The organism is Anaeropeptidivorans aminofermentans (assembly GCF_940670685.1).
Lineage (GTDB): Bacteria > Bacillota > Clostridia > Lachnospirales > UBA5962 > Anaeropeptidivorans > Anaeropeptidivorans aminofermentans.
In genome coordinates, this window is the sequence record NZ_OW711693.1 from 3,244,313 (window position 1) to 3,261,994 (window position 17,682).

Sequence of the window (17,682 nt, forward strand, 5' to 3'; positions counted from 1 at the left end):
CACAGCCATCAATAAAATCAAAATTTTATCCTAAATTCTTCTTAAAATCACTATTTTTTGCCTATGGGCCCTTTAAAATTTCATAGGCAAAAAGACGTATTATTCGTTGATTTTTCGATAAATTCGCCGCATTGACACTATAATTTATATAAGATATGATGTATTTATAAACAGATTGGATTACTTTAAAATAAGAATACATATCAGAGATTTTATTTAAAAATAACCGTGATTGAGCTCGGCAGTATCTGAGGAATTTTTTAACTAGAAAGTTATTTTACCATAAATCAAAGGAGGAATATTATGGACCCAAAAAAAGAGATTATGGAACTCGTTGACGCGAAAACCAAACTTTTTACCGACGGCAACGATAAGGTTTGGGAATTTGCAGAAACCCGTTTTGCTACGGAAAAATCTGCCAATGTTTGGTGTGAGCTTCTTGAAAATGAGGGTTTTAAAATCACCAGGGGCCTTGCCAACATGGAGCATGCTTTCGTCGGAGAATACGGCAGCGGCAAGCCGGTCATCGGCATATTGGCCGAGTATGACGCTTTAGGCAACATGAGTCAGGTAGCCGATTGCCCTGTGGAAAAGCAGCTTGTTAAAGGCGGCAACGGTCATGGCTGTCAGCACCACCTTCTTGGCACCGGTGCAATTGCCGGAGCCGTAGGCATAAAGGATTATATGGAAAAGCACAATATCCCCGGTACAATTAAGATGTTCGGCTGTCCGGCGGAAGAAAGCGGCTACGGCAAAGCCTTCATGGCAAGAGACGGCGTATTTGACGGCTTAGACTGCGCCCTCACATGGCACCCCATGTCTTCTACAGGCATTATGGACACTTCATGCCTGGCAGTATTTCAGGCTTATTTCCACTTTAAAGGCATCTCCTCCCATGCCGCCAACGCCCCTGAACATGGAAGAAGCGCCCTTGATGCCGCCGAGCTTATGAATATCGGCGTAAATTTCTTAAGGGAGCATATTATAGATGAGGGCCGTATTCATTATGCCTTCATGGACGCAGGTGGCTTATCGGCAAACGTTGTACAGCCTACAGCAACCCTGTATTACTTTGTAAGAGCACCGAAAACCTGGCAGGTTCAGGAAATATACGATAGAGTCGTGCGCATAGCAAAGGGCGCCGCCATGATGACGGATACAGAGCTTACAATCGAGTTTGACTCTGCCGCCTCTGATGTACTTATTAATAAAGAGCTTTCTTTGGCTGTTTATGATAATCTTAAGCTTGTTGCACCTTTAGAGTATACTAAGGAAGAGTACGAATATATGCAGCAATTTTATGACCAGCTTAGTGAATCTACCAAAAGGCGTATTTTCCAAAATCTTAAAAACAGCAATCCCGACAAATCCGATGAAGAAATTCTTGAAATGTCCAAAAGCTCCATCAATACCTTCCTTCAGCCGCCCCTCTTCCCAAATAAACCTCTCATGGGCTCTAACGACGTGGGCGATGTCAGCTGGGTAACGCCTACCTGTCAGTTTTCCATTGCCTCTACGGCAAACGGAACCCCGCCCCATTCATGGCAGTGGGTAGCCGTTGGAAAATCAAGCGTAGCTCATAAGGCCGCGATTGCCGCAGGAAAAACCATTGCTATGACGGCTCTTGACCTTATTAACACTCCAGAGCTTCTTGAAAAAATACAGGCTGAGCATTTAGCAAACCTCAACGGTTATGTTTATAAAAGTGCAATCCCCCCTGAAGTAATGCCAAGGTAAGCATAATCCTTTAATATTTCGGCCCTTGCCTCGGAAGTTTCCGAAGCAAGGGCCATTTTGCCGTAAAACAGATTTATTTGCATAATTGATGCAGTAATGCATAAAGCGCAGTATTTAAAATTAACATAGTAAATTCTTATAAAGAAGAACGTGATTTATTATAAACTTACAAATACGGATTTCCGCAGGAAACATAGTGAATTTCCTTTATAATAAATTAACTCGTAAGGAAACCATAGGATATTCCCATCAGTTTATATAAAAAGCCTGCCATGGCGTAACTTTTTACTGCAGCCACGCCTTTTTAAGCAGAGCGATTCCCAAGCGGATTTCCTCGTGTGAAAGAGCGCCATAGCCCAGCAATACATTGCCTTCATATTGACAAGGCATTTTGCCTACAAAATAAGGCGATATGGGATAAACCCGCACTCCGTTTTCCAGCGCGGACCGGCACATCTCGGCCTCACTCATGCCGGCATTCAGCCGAACCAGCAGATGATGACCTGCACTCTCGCCGCTGACCTGTATCTTGCCGTCAAAGGCACGGAGCTCTTCGTCCATCAGGGCCCTTTTATTTTTATAGAGCAGCCGCATTTTATTTAGATGCCGTTCAAAATGCCCTTGGCGAATAAACTCATTCAGTACCTTCTGCTCAAAGCCTGAAACAGGAGAAGAAAACACTCCGTAATCCTGCCGGTAAATATGGAGCAAAGAATCCGGCAGCACCATAAAGCTAATGCGCAGGCTGGGGGCAATGGATTTTGAGAAGCTTCCCAGATAAATCACCCTGCCATGGGTATCGATGCTTTGCAGTGAGGGCAAGGGCTTTGTGTTATAGCGGAATTCACTGTCATAATCATCTTCAATAATATAGCGCTCTTTATGGGATTTTGCCCAATTGAGAAGCCGCACCCGACGGCCGATGGGCATACTGATACCCAAAGGAAACTGGTGGGAAGGGGTAATATATACCGCCACGCGATTTCTTTCCTGCAGGGGCTCTACCGGAATGCCTTCGCCGTCAATATCCACCGGCAGTACCTTGTGCCCCATTCTGTTAAACATTTGATATGCCCTGTTGTAGACAGGGTTTTCCATTGCGATGGTCCAGCTTTTATCCAGAATATAGCTTAAAATCTGAAGCAAATTGTCAACCCCCGCCCCTACTACAATCTGCTCCTGCCGGCAGTTCACTCCCCGGGCCTCATAAAGATATTTTGAAATGGCCTCCCGAAGCTCTTCGCTCCCCTGGGAAGAGGTGCGTTTCAGAAGGGTCTTGTCATATTCGTTAAATACATTTTTCATTATCCTTCGCCAAGTATTATAAGGAAAATGTATTTCATCAATCCCATCTGTTGAAAAATCAACAAGCACCGTCTTTTCTTCTGTTTTTTCACTGTAAGGCTCTATCACTCTGGGCTGCCTTTGGGTAAGGGTTTCCAAAGGACAGACAAAAAAGCCTTTTTTAGGCAAAGGCTGAATAAACCCTTCCGAAACAAGCTGGGCATAGGCCGTATCCACTGTGGTAATGCTTACCCCAAGCTCCGCTGCCAAAGTACGTTTGGAAGGAAGCCTTTCGTGAGCCTTCCATATTCCCTGATAAATTTGCTGCTTATATTGCTGATATATCTGCTGGTATAACGGGGGGCTGTTAGGGTTAAAGGATAAATGAATCATAGTGCTCTCCTATCTGGTATCTAAAAATAATCAAAAACTGGCATTTTAAGTAGTATCAGATTCATTGTATTATAGCTATAGCAAAAAGATAAGTCAAGGAGTGGAAAATATGATTCAAGAAAAAAAGATACTTGCTGTCAAAAAGCCACAAATACATATAGAAGAAAAGGAGGTGCTGTCATGAGTTCCAATGTAAAAAACACCTCTGACACAATCCGATCCATTGCCACAGGAGGGCTTTTTATTGCCTTGGTGTTTGTGGCGACTATGTTTATTAATCTCCGCCTGCCTATTGCCAGTAACGGGGGGCTTGTTCATCTTGGCAATGTGCCTCTGATACTTGGCGCAGCTCTGTATGGGCGTAAAACCGGCGCCGTTGCCGGAGCCTTCGGCATGGCACTGTTTGATTTAGTTTCCGGCTGGGCCGCCTGGGCGCCTTTTACCTTTATAATCGTAGGGCTTATGGGCTATATTATAGGGGTGATTGCTCATAGCACCGGCCGCATCAGCACCTTTCGTCTTATTATGGCAATAATAACGGCCGCCATTATCAAAGTAACCGGCTATTATGCCGCAGAAGTCCTGCTTTATGGAAACTGGGTCATACCCTTAGGTTCAATCCCCGGAAATCTCATGCAGATGGGGCTTGCAGCCGTAATTTCTTTGCCGGCAGTACGTATTCTTTATCCCATATGCCATAATGTTCAAAGGGCATAATGTTAAAACGCGGTCTTTCATACTTGAACCTTTATATAAGCAAGTAAAAAACTCAAGGCTTCTTAAAAACCTTGAGTTTTTTATTTGTTAAAACAATCAACTCTAATTATTAAAAATTTACCTTCCTGTATAAAGATACTTTATTTCGCAATTGCTTAGCCCCATCAGCTAAGCTTATTATTCCTGAATTAAACTTCATTAAAATATTATTGGCTCTAAAATATCTCCATCTGTATAATTTATAAACGGAAGCCCCAATTACGTTTAAATAAATCTATGGCTGCTGGCCTACCTGGCATTTGATAATCAGATATAAGTAGCCGTGTAAGCCCTTAGCCTAAGCTAGATTGAACTGCTCTTTAATAAGGAAAGCAAAAACAGCCCTTAAAGAACTTATTGCTATTGCTACTTAAATGTTAATTATATATAATATTTATATAGTTTTTAGTATAAAGCTTTACTCCCCTTATCATTTAAAATAAAAGCTTGCGGCTTAATAATATATTTAACCCTCCTTTAATATAGAAGTATTAGGCTGTATCTGAAAACAGCCCTATTATATAGAAAATATAGTATGCCTTCCAGCAGAACAGAAAACTTTGACACACGAACTGTTTTTTATCTTTCAGGCATGCTCCGGCTTTCATTTACCTAAAAGTGCAATACCACCGACAACATATTCTTTCCCTTTTATTATAAAAAGCGTAATTCATCTTACGCCTTTTTCAATCGTTTCAGATAAGATTATAGTAAATTCATCATAAAGAAGTAGCAAAAGCCTATTCCCTTAGGGCTCAAAAACACGGATTTCCTTCGGAAACGGTACATTTTTGAGCCTTCGTGAATATACGGCTTTGCTACTGTTTAACTTTAAATTTACTATAGCTATAGTAAACAAACTTAACAGTTTTAAGTTTAATAAGTATATCCATTATATATAGGGAGTGGTTTTTTTATGGCTACGATGAAGGATATCGCGCGTTTGGCAAAGGTCTCTCAGGGAACCGTCTCAAATGTTTTGAATAATAAAGGAAATGTTTCTGTTGAACGAATAAAAATGGTCATGAATGCCGCCAAAGAATTAAATTATATTATTAACGCTCCAGCCAGCCAATTGCGCAGTCAATCAGGCCTTGCAAAAATAATAGCAGTTATTTTGCCTAATGTTATTCAGCCGAAATATTCGGCTTTTTTTACATCAGTACATAGAATATTTCAGGAGCTTAATTATATCGTTCTGCTCTTTGTTACCGGAGATTCTCCTTATGTTGAAAAAAATGCTATCAATACCATCTCAACCCTTAGAGCCTGCGGCGTCGTTACCGTAACCTCATGTAAAGATGCTGAAGAGGCCTATGAGCCGGTAAAGCAAAGAGGCGGAAAAGTTATTTTCGTTGAACAGGAGTTTTGCAGCAATGATATCTTTATAGGCTTTGATTATAAGGCTGCCGGCAAAATAGCCGCAAAAAAGGTCCTTTCGGAAGGCTGTTCCAATATCGGCCTTATGACAGGGCTTGACTATTATTCAAGTGAATCTATGTTTGAAGAAGGCTTCATGGAATATATCAAGGAATCCGGCAAAGATGTTTCCGTCCACAGCATTCAATCCGATTACACTGTCCAGCTTAAATCTGTACTTGAGCTTATCAGTCTCTGCAAAAAGCCCGACGCTATCGTAACCACCGGTAAAAATGATTACCACGTTATTCTTCAAGCCTATGACAATATCATATGTGAAAAACTTCCGGTAATCATAGCCGTTGTCCCAAGCCCCAATGCAGAAAATCGGGAAGGTCTTAACCAATATATCCTTGACTATTCAAAGCTTGGAAAAAAAGTAAGCGATCAAATGGCAGAGCTTCTGGATCCGGAACACAATAAACCCTCATCAGAGCATCTCTATCTGGAACCGGACGGCTGGAAAAATAAATCCCATGAAAACAATATATATTTTAACCGGAAAGGCACGGTTCTTAATATCCTCCTTGCTGCCAGCCAATCTTCCGAGGCGCTGAAAAAGATGTCCCCGGGCTTTACTAAAAAAACCGGTATATCCCTTAATTTTGACACGATGCTTTTATCTGACCTTGCCGATTATCTGTACCAAAACCCTTATACCGCCGAATATGACATTGTGCGGACGAATCTGGTTACAACGCCGTCGTTTCCTTTGGACGCTTTAGTGCCTTTTGAGGAGCATGATTTTGAACAATTAACCGCTACCATGTTTCCCAATGTGATTAATACATTTTCCTATGTAGAGAATGTGCCCTGCGTTATTCCTTTTGATATCAGCGTTCATTTTCTGGCCTACAGAAAGGACCTTTTCAGTGACCCGATTATCTCCCGGGGCTTTTTTGAAGCATACGGCAAAGAGCTTAAGGTTCCTACAGATTATGAGGAATATAATCTCATATCAAAATTCTTTACCCGGTCCATCAACAAGGATTCTCCCGTTATCAGCGGAACAACAAGTATCTTGGGAGACGATACCCTTTTATTTACGGATTTCCTGCTAAGGTATAAAAATATGGGGGGAATCATCGCAAGCCCTAAAGGAGAAATGGTATTTGACAGGGATATCGCCCAGGAAGCAATTGAAAATTATTATGAGATGCTTTCTTATTCCATTATCTCAAGCGACTCCAACCGAAAAGACACAGGTATCATTACCTTTGCCGAAGGAAGCACGGCAATGGAGCATATTTCAACCTCTTATGCCCCCGGAATATTAGATTTAAAGAAAAACTATATTGACGGGCGTATCGGGTATGAATTTCTTTTAGGCCAGTCTACCTATTTGGGGGGCGGCGGCCTCGCCATACTTTCCGGCTCCAAAAACCCGGATGGAGCGGAAGCCTTTATTAAATGGGCATGTGCCCTTCCTCAGGCACGGCTTTTCACATTGCTTGGCGGTACATCGCCGCATGCTCCCGTTTATAAAGATATGGAAATACTTCAAGTATATCCTTGGCTTAGTTTAATAACGGAATCTGTAAATAAAGATTCCATGGCTATGGAATTAAGTTATTTCTACAGATACCCTCTTGAAAAAGAAATCGGAGACGTATTAAGAAAAATATACAATGATAAAATGGAAATAACCCATGCGGGAAAAATAACAGAAGAAATCTTCAAAAAACATTATACCGGCGGAATTTCTCTTGCCCGCCACGATTATAGTGAACTTAAAGTGAAACCATAGCAAAGCCGTATATTACTTGAATTCATAAAAACAGCAGCATTGTCAAATAAGGCGGGGAAAATCCTGACTGGACAAAACACCCTTTACGGCATTTAATCTTGCAGTATTTTGCGGAGCAAAAATCTTATTGCGTTTCTATTATCTTGTGCTAAAGTCAAATACGTATAGCGGTATAAAAGCATTTATAGCAAAACAAGATTAAGGTAAGAACAAAAATCTATTTTTCATAAACGGCTTAAAATATACGATTTTTGTTGCGCTAATTCATTGTTTTGCTATAGATAAGATATAATACGCAGTATTTTGTGAAACTGCCTTTATTTGATTTTTATCATTGAAAGCTTTATTATCTATTGCTGTACATACTTAAATTAAGCTTGTTTTAAATTAGTCTTCATTAGGTATATAGGCGATTTCACCATGCTTCCTATAAAAATCCCTTTTTTGAGTAGTATAAAAAGGCATGACCTTAGAGATAGGCTTTTATCTCTTTTTTATAAGAAATTTACTATGACGAGTTCATTTTTAATGTTTAATTATAAAAAGCCCATATTACTTTTTTAAGTAATATGGGCTTTCTTATTAAATATTTTATTATTGGTAATTTATTAATTTCGGAAGGGTTGAACCGCCATAGGGCATGGCAATGACAGTGGCATTCTTTCCAAGTTTGTTAAATGCATCGTCAAAAGCATCTTGGGCTTTTTTATAGGGTTTTAAAAAAGCTTTTCTTACCAAATCCTCCTCAAGCTCCGAAACAAGATATATATCAGCATTATCCAATACCATTGCAATAGCCGCCGCCTTATGCCCTCCCAGCTTGAAATCTGTTTTTATACGTTCAATAAGATTTTGAGGTTCTTTCGCTTCTCTTATCCATTCTTCAAAGACGGCTTCTCCAAGGCCCTCTCTGCAGGAACCTATGAGGATTATGATACCGCCTTTTTTTACGGCATGTTTGGCATTGTCCAAAGCCTTCTGGGTCTGATAAAGGTTTAAATCCTTCGGTGTCCCTCCCTGAGATACGATGACAATATCTGCCTTTTCAGGAATTCTCTTTAAATACAGTCCGTCTAAAAAGTTACAGCCTGCTCTGTGGGCCGCAACTGCATCCCCTGCAACGGCATGAATTATTTCCTTATGCTCGTCAAGGACTACATTTATAATGAAGTCAACCCCCACCATGGCGGCGGCCTCCTCTATATCCTCCCGGACAGGATTGCCGGAAAGCCTTCCGGCACAGGCTTCTTCTCTTATCATATAGCTGTGATTATTCTGTATGGCGGCTCGTGTAGATACCCCCGGCATAATTGCCTTTGCCCCTCCGCTGTAGCCCGCAAAATAATGGTACTCTATGTTTCCAAGACAAATTCTGCGGTCAGCTTCTGCTACAACTTTCACGATATCTACCGGCGTTCCAAAAGATGTTATTCCATAATGTATGCAATCTGCTGTATCGCCGTCTACGCAGGTTATTTCGCTATATGCCCTTTTCCCTGCCAGCTTTTCCTTTTCGGCTTCCGTATGCCTTCGATGGCTTCCAAGGGCAAACACAAGAGTAATATCCGACGGGGATACCCCTGCATCGTAAAGTTCGTCTAAAAGTGCGGGCATTATTTTATAGGTTGGAAGGGGCCTTGTTACATCGCTTGTGATGATGGCTATTTTTTCTCCGGGCTTTACAATTTCTCCAAGTTTTTTTGAGCCTATAGGAGAAAGAAGGGCCCTTTTTACCTCTGCCTCCCCTTTTAAACCGTATTCTACCGGATTTGGAAGGAGAATCTCCAGTAAGTTTTCTTCGGGAAGTTCAATTTTTTCTGTTTCTGTTCCAAAACCAAATTCAAGCTCCATTTTTATCCCTTCCTAAATATAAGAATTGATGCCACATTGTAGTATAGTAAATTTAAAGTTAAATAGTAGCAAAGCCGTATATTCACGAAGGCTCAAAAATGTACCGTTTCCGAAGGAAATCCGTGTTTTTGAGCCTTAAGGGAATAGGCTTTTGCTACTTCTTCATGATAAATTTACTATAAATTTAATCCGCAATAAAAACGCGTATTCCCATAAGCTTAAAAATATACCGTTTTTGAAGGAAGTCTGTGTTTTTAAGCTGTGTAAAAAGGCATGAACTTAGCAGACAGAGCATCTGTAGTTTAAAAATGCCCTGTGGACTTAGAAAGCGGCGAATCTAATTTTATGGAAATAAAGCCAAGTTTTATTCTCTAGTGAATAGACTTTTGTTACTGCTTTATGAGAAATTTACTATATAAGAATATTCTAAGCAGATATTCTGACTAAATTTCAAGGCTTTCTTCTTCTATTCCAAGCTCTGCCGTTTTAAATTCCTCTATAAATTCTACTATATATTCACTGATTTTATCAAGCATATTTCTTCCCCATTCTTCCGTAGCCGTATTGGGATGATCGGGGCCTACCCAGCCGTTATCCGTGGCCTTTGAAATATATCTTGGAAGCACGAGTTCTATGTTTTTAAAAGAAACTGTTTTAAGCCCTTTCGCCTTAATATTTTTACTTACATCGGTCATTCCGCCGTCTTTAACGGCCTGCCAATCTACGCTTTCAGGGCAAATAGCCATAATGGCCGCCGTCTCTTCACCGCCGGCATGCCCGCCCTTCCACTCAGGGTTAAATTCCCATGCCATCAGCCACCAATTCATAATGGCGGCTAAACCGCCTTTTTTGCTGATATCGCAGCCTATAGCTTCAAGAGAAGGAATGTTTCCGCCGTGACCGTTTAAAAATATGAACTTTCTGGCCCCTGCTGAATAAAGGCCGTCAACAATTTTAGAAAGAACCTGATACAGCAATCCGCCGCCTAAGGAAATGCTTCCGGGAAAGCCCATAAAATAATCGCAGGCCCCATAGGGTATGCTGGGAGCAATCATAATATCTGATTTTTGTTCTATACTGTCAATAAGGTTATCAGGAATGATAATATCCGTTCCTAAAGGCAGATGAGTTCCATGGCATTCTATGCTTCCGATTCCTATGATAACCATGTCATTGTTTTTAAAATATGCCTGTGCTTTAGGCCATGTACTGTATTTTAAACGCATTTTTCTTCCCCTTCTTTATAAAAGGTTATCTTTATAATATACAATCCATATGAGTATGCAAGGGCCATGGCCCTTGCATACTCATATTTATACAAAATAAACTTAAAAATAATACCATTAGAATCTTACAAATTGTTTTTTAAATAGGCGTTTCCCCACCGTTGACAAAAACCTTTTTATTTTTGTTAATGATAAAATAAATCAAACGGCTTATTCATAATCATTACAATTAATCATGTAAAAACTTATTTGTTTCGTAATACTCGATTGAATGTGAACGATAATATTAAGCTATCTAAAGTCAAATATTCATAAGAGAATAAAAGTAAACTAACCATATAAGGTAATATAGGGCACAATACGATACTTTTTAAGTTCCCAGCCATTAGCTTTTTATCTATTTATTTACGATTACCGTCTCAAGATTATGATATCCGGCAGGGTGCATAATAAAGCCCTCAACATTGTTTCGTGCTGCAACGATAAGATTTGTGTAGCAAAGATTTATATTCGGGCTTTCATCATAAACAATTTCTTCTATTTGCTGATAGCATTTTTCAATTTCTTCTCTATCCATGGTTTGGCGGGCTTCCTCTATTAATTTATCAACTTCAGGATTATCGAAGAAACTGCGGTTTCCGCCGGCACCCTTCTGAGAGGAATGAAGAAGGGAAGAATAGGAGTAATCCGCATGGCCCGCCGAGCATATCCAGAAATAAAATGCCAGCTGAAATTCGCTTTTATTGGCATGCTCATAATATGTACTCGCGTCGTGAATATCTATTTTAACATTCACGCCTATCTGCTTAAGCTGCTCCTGAAGCACCTGACATACGGCGACACGGTTTACGTCCTCAGCAACTGCAAGAGATAGTTCAAGCCCGTTGGGGTATCCTGCTTCTGCCAGCAGCTGCTTTGCTTTTTCTATATCCTGGGTATAGTATTTAGCGTCCTTGTAATAATTAATGGCCGCCGGAGGAATTACGGAATTGGCAACTGTTCCCGCTCCGTAAAGGACGCTGTCGATGATAGCCTGAGGGTCTACAGCATATCTAAGGGCCTGCCTTACAAGCTTATTGGATAAAGTTTCGTCTTCTACATTCATGCTTACATACCATGCATTTAAAGAAGGGCTCTCAAAAAGCTTAAGGTTCTCATTTTCTTTTATAATGGAAATATCATTAAAGGCAAGGTCATATACCAGGTCAACTTCTCCGTTTTCAAGCGCAATTGTTCTCTGAGATGCCTCGGGAATGATTCTGAAGGTAACGTTTTCAGTCTTTGCAGGCTCTTCAAAATAGTCCTTAAAGGCCTTCATTTTCATTTGATTGCCTTGGCTCCATTCAACAAACTCGTAAGGGCCGCAGCCGATGGGGTGCTCAAGAAATCCATTGGGATTAGATTCTACAACAGCTTTTGGAACGATGGCGGCAAAAGGAACCGTTAAATTAATAAGCGCGCCTGAATAAGGAGAGTTCAGATTGATGCGTATGTTATATTCATCAATCAGGTCTACGCTGTCAATGTAATTTACGATAAAAGAAACATAAGAAGACTCAATGGCCCTGTCCAAAGAGAATTTTACGTCCTCAGCCGTAAGCTTGCTTCCGTCATGAAATTTTATGTCTTCTCTTATTTTAAATTCGTAAGTTTTGCTGTCTATCTCCTTCCAGCTTTCGGCAACGTAAGGTGCAACCTCTCCTTCCGACGTAAGTTTAAGAAGGGTAGCAAATATATTATTCGTTAAGATAACAGCAACAATCTCCTTGCCTACATGAGGGTCCAAAGAAGTGGGGTCCGCAGTTACGGCAATGGTCAAGGAATCTGAAACCGTTTTTTCTGATGTTTTATTTGCTTCCCCGGAGCTGCCGCATGCAGCCACGCTTAAAATCATTGCAAAGATTATGAACATGCCCAAAATTCTTTTGATACGCATTGTTTTTCCTCGCTTTCGTATTTTAAATTTATATTTACCTTCGAATCTTTAGAATCAAAGGACAAATATCTCTTTTCCTGCTGCTAGTGCAATATGCACGAAACAAAATGCCCAGGCGATACTTCTTTAAGGGGGATATCTGCGCTTGTGCATTCAGGCTTTGCAAAGCGGCAGCGTTTTGCAAACCGGCATCCGGGCTTTGGATTTATGGGAGAGGTAAGCTCCCCTTCAAGAGGAACTTTTTCCACTTTGTAATCAGGGTCGGGTACGGGTATCGCCATAAGCAGCGCCTGAGTATACGGGTGGAGAGGATTTTTGAATAATTCCTTCACAGGAGAAATCTCAACCATCTGCCCCAGATACATTACGGCTATCTTATCCGATAAATGTTTCACCACAGACATATCATGGGTTATGAACATATAAGTAAGCCCCAGCTTTTCCTGAAGGTCCTGCATTAAATTGAGAATTTGTGCCTGTATTGAAACGTCAAGAGCTGAAACGGGCTCATCACATACTATAAATTTGGGCTCCAGTGAAAGCGCTCTGGCAATGCCGATTCTCTGGCGCCTGCCGCCGTCAAGCTCATGAGGATAAGTATTCACCAGGCGGGACGCAAGGCCCACCATGTCCATAAGCTCATGAACCCTTTTAGAAAGCCTTTCCTTATCTTTGCTGCTGATGATTTTTTGTATAATCAAAGGATAAGCTATGGTTTGGCTTACGGTCATTCGAGGGTTCAAGGAAGCATAAGGGTCCTGAAAAATAATCTGCATGTCGGAGCGGACCTTTTTCAATCTGGACTTTCCGAATTTAGCCACATCTTCTCCCTGAAAGAAAACCTGCCCCGACGTAGGCTCATGAAGCCTTAATATGGTTCTGCCAAGGGTAGACTTTCCACAGCCGGACTCTCCCACAACCCCTAAAGTTTCCCCTTCTCCGATGGCAAAGCTTACATTGTCTACCGCATGGAGCAAGCCTTTTTTCGTCTGGAAATATTTCTTCAAATCTTTTACCTTTAATACAGGCTCTTTATTGGTAATTGACATCACTATTCCTCCGTTTCCTCGGCTTGCCCGTCTTTGTATTTGATGCATCGAACCTGATGCCCTCCCCCTATGTCTATCATAAAGGAGTTCCACTTGGCGCATTCTTTTACGGCGTATTTGCACCTGGGATGAAACTTACAGCCCTTGGGAAGGCTCATAGGGTCCGGCACAAGCCCCTTAATCGGTGTAAGGCGTTTAACCTCTTCCACAAGGCTTGGAATCGAACCGAAAAGCCCTTCCGTATAAGGATGCTTGTAATTTTTAAAAATCTCCCGTAAAGAACCGTATTCCACAATTTCACCGGCATAGATAATGGCAACGTTGTCACAGTTTTGAGCCACAATGCCTAAATCATGGGTTATCATAATCATAGAAGTCTGAAACTTCTTTTTAAGCTCTCCCATCATAGTCAGCACCTGGTCTTGAATTGTAACGTCAAGCGCCGTCGTAGGCTCGTCGGCAATCAATAATTTAGGATTGCAGGCAAGAGCTATGGCAATAATAATACGCTGCTTCATGCCGCCGGAAAATTGATGGGGATATTCCTTCATTCTTTCCCTGTGAATGCCCACAAGCTCAAGCATTTTCGCCGCCGCTTCCTCCCCTTCGGAAGGGGTCATTTTATTATGGGCGTGTATGGCCTCTTCTATCTGCTTTCCCACAGGCATGACAGGATTAAGAGAGGTCATGGGGTCCTGAAAAATCATGGAAATTTCAGCCCCTCTGATTTTTCTCCTTTCCTGCTCTGAAATTTTCAGGATATCCTGCCCGTTATATAAAATCTCCCCGCCTGAAATTTCTCCCGGCGGTGATGGAATAAGCCCCATGATGCTTTTTGCAAGGGTTGTTTTCCCTGCTCCCGTCTCTCCCACAAGGCCCAGCGTCTCCCCCGGCGCCAAAGATAAGCTCACGCCGTTTAAAGCCTCTACCAGACCGTCGCTGGTTTTGTATACCACCTTTAAATCCTTAACTTCCAGTATATTATGACTCATTCTCGTATCCCCCACTGTTTTTGATATATTGGCTCTTATTTTTAAAAATCATATACTAGTAAATTAACTTAAAACTGCACACGTTAATTTATCAAAACATATGAAATACATTATTTAACTTTAAACTACTTTAAAATTAAATAAGTATAAGGCTAATCCTTAAGCTTAGGGTCAAGGGCATCTCTAAGGCCGTCCCCCATAAGATTCAGAGACAATATCGTAAGCATAATGGCAAGGCCGGGTATCAGCGTAATATGCCATGCCTCTCTAAGATAAGTACGGGCATTTGAAAGCATAAGGCCCCATTCCGGAAGGGGCGGCTGTACGCCAAGACCCACAAAAGAAAGGCTTGCGATGGTAAGAATGGCTCCGGCAACCCCTAATGTCCCCTGCACGATAATGGGCGCTAAGGAATTGGGGATTACAAATTCCAGAATGATTCTGGCGTTTCCCGTGCCTACTGCCCGGGCAGCCTCTATGTATTCTTTATCTCTTACGGTAAGCACCGAAGCCCTTAAAACCCGCGCAAATGTGGGTATGTAGGAAATGGCTACGGCTATTACTACATTGACGGTGCTTGTCCCAAGGGCCGCAACCATCGTAAGGGCCAGAAGCATAGGCGGCATAGCCAGAAGGATATCCATAAGCCGCATTAATATATTATCTGTATGCCCTCCGTAAAAGCCTGCGATTGCCCCAAGGGCTCCCCCTGTGAGCATTGCGGCAGAGATTGCTATAACCCCCATAAAGAGGGAATTTCTTGTTCCCCAAAGGATTCTGAAAAGAACGTCTCTTCCGAATTCATCTATTCCGAACCAATGCTCAAGGCTTGGGCCTTCAAGCCTTCTTGCTAAATTTTGGCCTGTTACATATACATCATAGATTCTGTTACTTGTAACAATATCAACGATTACCGTTGCAACAGAGATAATTACCAGCATAATCAGAAAATACATGCCTGCCATGGCAAGGCGGTTCTTCTTGAATCTGCGCCATGTTTCCTGCAGGAGAGTCCGTTCCGTCACCTGATTTGCCAAAGCCGTATCTTCCTTCTGGGATATTTCAATATTCTTATTCATAAATTATTTCCCCTTATATTGTGACTTGATTTGCGGATCTACAAAGGCATAGAGCAAATCGATGAGAAGGTTTACAAATGAAAATATAACCGATAGAAATATAACCGAGCCCATAACCATAGGAATATCTCTGGATTTAATGGAATCCACAATCAATCTGCCTATCCCCGGCCAGGAAAACACCGTCTCCGTCATAATAGAGCCGCCCATTAAGGTTCCGAATTGAAGGCCCACAGCCGTAATAATGGGTATAAGCGCATTTTTAAGCATATGCTGTGTGGTAACCTGACGCTCGGTGATTCCTTTGGAACGGGCCGTGCTTATGTAATCTTGTCGGATAACCTCTAAAACCGATGAACGGGTTGTCCTTGCAATCATGGCTAGAGAATAGCTTCCTAATGCTACGACCGGAAGCACAAGGCTTTTCATAAGAGGGATAAAGCCTTCCCCCATGCCTGAGGAGGGCAAAAGCCTTAACCTAAGGGAAAAAACAATAACCATCAGAAGCCCCATCCAGAATACAGGCATGGAAACCCCTATCAAAGCTCCTATCATAGCGATATTATCAATCATGGAATACTGCTTTTTTGCTGATAGTATTCCTACGGGAATCCCCAGCACCAAAGAAAATAAAATAGCCCCCACCGCAATAATTAAAGTATTGGGGAAACGGTCTAAAACCTGCTTCATGACCGAAAGCTGGTTTTTATAGGAAACACCAAAATCTCCCTTGATGGCTTTACTTACATAATTAAGATACTGAATCAGTATGGGGTCGTTGAGGCCAAGCTCTTCTCTCTTGGCCTCAATATCCGCTTCCGTAGCCTTATCCCCCAGGATCGATACGGCAGGGTCTCCCGGGGCCAAAGAGAGGACTACGAATACCAAAAGCGTTACCCCCACTAAAACAGGTATAATCATTAATAATCTCTTTCCGATATAGCGCCACATACAAACATCTTCCTTCCCTCCAGATTTATTTCAGAAAAAATCCCCCTTATGGAATTTATGAATGGTCTACATATCCGTAAGATTCGGAGCTTCAGCAATAAATTCTCCCTGAAGGCCCAGTTTCTTAAAAAAATCAAGCATGGCAACAGGCGAAAACCTTTCTGTAGAATAATGGGTTCCCCCTATTAAGCTGACGCTCTTTTTCGATGCCTCCTCATGGATATCAAGAGTCCATGAGACAGCAGGATTTGTTACCCCTGTGAGCATCATATTGATGCCCTTTTTCCGAAGCTCATCATATACATCAGTATTTCTGGCACAGCCTCCCATAATGGCTACCCGCCCGCCTTCAATAAATTCTCCCCCGTAAGGATAGAGTTTTACAGGATGGCCCAATGCCTTTTCAATATTAATAACAAAGTCCTCTGCTCTTTCAGGGGCTCCTTCGCAAAGAGCGCCCAATACCGAACCGTTCTGTATATAAAATTCTCCGTAGGGCTTTAATCCAAGGGCTCTGCCCAAAGTGTTGCTTGGAGAATAAAAATTGCTTTTATCCAAAGGTATATGATAGGCAAAAAAACTGATTTCATTTTCTTTAAGCCTTTTTTTCAATTCTTCCGGGATTTTGGGATAAGGATCGTTTTCCGTGGGTCTCGGAGGAACCGGGTGATGAGAAAAAAGCATTACGTTATGTTCATTTCTTCTAAGTATTTCTTCAAACACAGAGGGGGAAGCAAATGTAGAGGTATAAACCTTCTTAATAATCTCCGTATTGTGATATTGAAGCCCCTTAATTTCGAAAACATCTATACATTCTTCCGGTTTAAAATATGCCTCTAAGGCTTTATAAACATCCTCTGCTTTTACGCCTTCACTTAACAAAATATCGCCTCCTGTTATTTTTAGCCTTTTAAATATTAATAGAAATAAATTATGTCAGATTGAATTTCATTAAAAGCTATAATTTAAGCTTTTATAATTGCTGAGAATAACCATCTGGAACTTTCGCCCCTGTCAGCTTTTTTCCGGGGCATGCTTTATAGTAAATTTAAAGTCAAACCATAACAAAACTATATATTCACTTTGGCTTAAAAATGTACTGTTCCATGGGAAATCGGTGTTCTTGAGTCTATAGCGGATTAGATTTTGTTACTTCTTTATAAGAAATTTACGATACTTAAGTCTTTTAAAGTTCATAGGTCAATAAGCAGTCCTCCCCTGGGCAGTCCATTTTTCTGTAAAGCAGTATAAATTTTATATTT

At 41.3% G+C, this 17,682-nt stretch carries 12 protein-coding genes; 3 read left to right on the forward strand and 9 right to left on the reverse strand.

What is annotated here, in order from left to right; translation table 11 throughout:
* Positions 1 to 303 precede the first annotated feature (303 nt).
* The gene (locus tag NBX03_RS13770; protein WP_250228350.1) at positions 304 to 1,737 is read left to right on the forward strand and encodes a M20 family metallopeptidase; all 1,434 of its coding nucleotides are present in this window, start codon (positions 304 to 306) and stop codon (positions 1,735 to 1,737) included.
* A 285-nt stretch (positions 1,738 to 2,022) separates the two neighbouring features.
* On the opposite strand, the gene pdxR is transcribed toward NBX03_RS13770, so the two are convergent.
* Entirely contained in the window at positions 2,023 to 3,414 is a 1,392-nt protein-coding gene (gene pdxR / locus NBX03_RS13775) for a MocR-like pyridoxine biosynthesis transcription factor PdxR (protein WP_250228351.1), read from the reverse strand.
* 180 nt (positions 3,415 to 3,594) lie between these two features.
* Here pdxR and NBX03_RS13780 point away from each other — a divergent pair, with 180 nt between their 5' ends.
* The gene (locus NBX03_RS13780) at positions 3,595 to 4,131 is read left to right on the forward strand and encodes an ECF transporter S component (RefSeq protein ID WP_250228352.1); all 537 of its coding nucleotides are present in this window, start codon (positions 3,595 to 3,597) and stop codon (positions 4,129 to 4,131) included.
* Between the two features lie 955 nt (positions 4,132 to 5,086).
* Positions 5,087 to 7,336, forward strand: a complete 2,250-nt coding sequence (locus tag NBX03_RS13785; RefSeq protein WP_250228353.1) for an extracellular solute-binding protein — start codon at positions 5,087 to 5,089, stop codon at positions 7,334 to 7,336.
* A 594-nt stretch (positions 7,337 to 7,930) separates the two neighbouring features.
* Here NBX03_RS13785 and NBX03_RS13790 read toward each other — a convergent pair.
* The 8 genes from NBX03_RS13790 to NBX03_RS13825 form a co-directional block, all read right to left on the reverse strand.
* Entirely contained in the window at positions 7,931 to 9,187 is a 1,257-nt protein-coding gene (locus NBX03_RS13790; RefSeq protein ID WP_250228354.1) for a nickel-dependent lactate racemase family protein, read from the reverse strand.
* A gap of 443 nt (positions 9,188 to 9,630) precedes the next feature.
* Positions 9,631 to 10,413: a creatininase family protein gene (locus NBX03_RS13795; protein ID WP_250228355.1), complete on the reverse strand. Its 783-nt coding sequence runs from the start codon at positions 10,411 to 10,413 to the stop codon at positions 9,631 to 9,633.
* A gap of 397 nt (positions 10,414 to 10,810) precedes the next feature.
* Complete coding sequence (locus NBX03_RS13800; protein WP_250228356.1) at positions 10,811 to 12,349, reverse strand: ABC transporter substrate-binding protein; 1,539 nt, start codon at positions 12,347 to 12,349, stop codon at positions 10,811 to 10,813.
* Between the two features lie 83 nt (positions 12,350 to 12,432).
* Entirely contained in the window at positions 12,433 to 13,398 is a 966-nt protein-coding gene (locus tag NBX03_RS13805) for an ABC transporter ATP-binding protein (protein ID WP_250228357.1), read from the reverse strand.
* Between the two features lie 2 nt (positions 13,399 to 13,400).
* Entirely contained in the window at positions 13,401 to 14,390 is a 990-nt protein-coding gene (locus NBX03_RS13810) for an ABC transporter ATP-binding protein (protein ID WP_250228358.1), read from the reverse strand.
* Between the two features lie 152 nt (positions 14,391 to 14,542).
* A complete protein-coding gene (locus NBX03_RS13815; RefSeq protein ID WP_250228359.1) occupies positions 14,543 to 15,469 on the reverse strand; it encodes an ABC transporter permease in 927 nt (308 codons plus the stop codon).
* 3 nt (positions 15,470 to 15,472) lie between these two features.
* Complete coding sequence (locus NBX03_RS13820; RefSeq protein ID WP_250228360.1) at positions 15,473 to 16,420, reverse strand: ABC transporter permease; 948 nt, start codon at positions 16,418 to 16,420, stop codon at positions 15,473 to 15,475.
* A 66-nt stretch (positions 16,421 to 16,486) separates the two neighbouring features.
* Entirely contained in the window at positions 16,487 to 17,302 is an 816-nt protein-coding gene (locus NBX03_RS13825; RefSeq protein WP_250228361.1) for a Nif3-like dinuclear metal center hexameric protein, read from the reverse strand.
* Positions 17,303 to 17,682 lie beyond the last annotated feature (380 nt).

Excerpts from the sequence above, each read along its gene's own strand:
- NBX03_RS13800 (WP_250228356.1), bottom strand. The coding sequence starts at position 12,349 with ATGCGTATCAAAAGAATTTTGGGCATGTTCATAATCTTTGCAATGATT.
- NBX03_RS13815 (WP_250228359.1), bottom strand. The coding sequence starts at position 15,469 with ATGAATAAGAATATTGAAATATCCCAGAAGGAAGATACGGCTTTGGCA.
- NBX03_RS13820 (WP_250228360.1), bottom strand. The coding sequence starts at position 16,420 with ATGTGGCGCTATATCGGAAAGAGATTATTAATGATTATACCTGTTTTA.
- NBX03_RS13780 (WP_250228352.1), top strand. The coding sequence starts at position 3,595 with ATGAGTTCCAATGTAAAAAACACCTCTGACACAATCCGATCCATTGCC.
- NBX03_RS13810 (WP_250228358.1), bottom strand. The coding sequence starts at position 14,390 with ATGAGTCATAATATACTGGAAGTTAAGGATTTAAAGGTGGTATACAAA.
- NBX03_RS13795 (WP_250228355.1), bottom strand. The coding sequence starts at position 10,413 with ATGCGTTTAAAATACAGTACATGGCCTAAAGCACAGGCATATTTTAAA.
- NBX03_RS13770 (WP_250228350.1), top strand. The coding sequence starts at position 304 with ATGGACCCAAAAAAAGAGATTATGGAACTCGTTGACGCGAAAACCAAA.
- NBX03_RS13785 (WP_250228353.1), top strand. The coding sequence starts at position 5,087 with ATGGCTACGATGAAGGATATCGCGCGTTTGGCAAAGGTCTCTCAGGGA.
- pdxR (WP_250228351.1), bottom strand. The coding sequence starts at position 3,414 with ATGATTCATTTATCCTTTAACCCTAACAGCCCCCCGTTATACCAGCAG.
- NBX03_RS13805 (WP_250228357.1), bottom strand. The coding sequence starts at position 13,398 with ATGTCAATTACCAATAAAGAGCCTGTATTAAAGGTAAAAGATTTGAAG.
- NBX03_RS13790 (WP_250228354.1), bottom strand. The coding sequence starts at position 9,187 with ATGGAGCTTGAATTTGGTTTTGGAACAGAAACAGAAAAAATTGAACTT.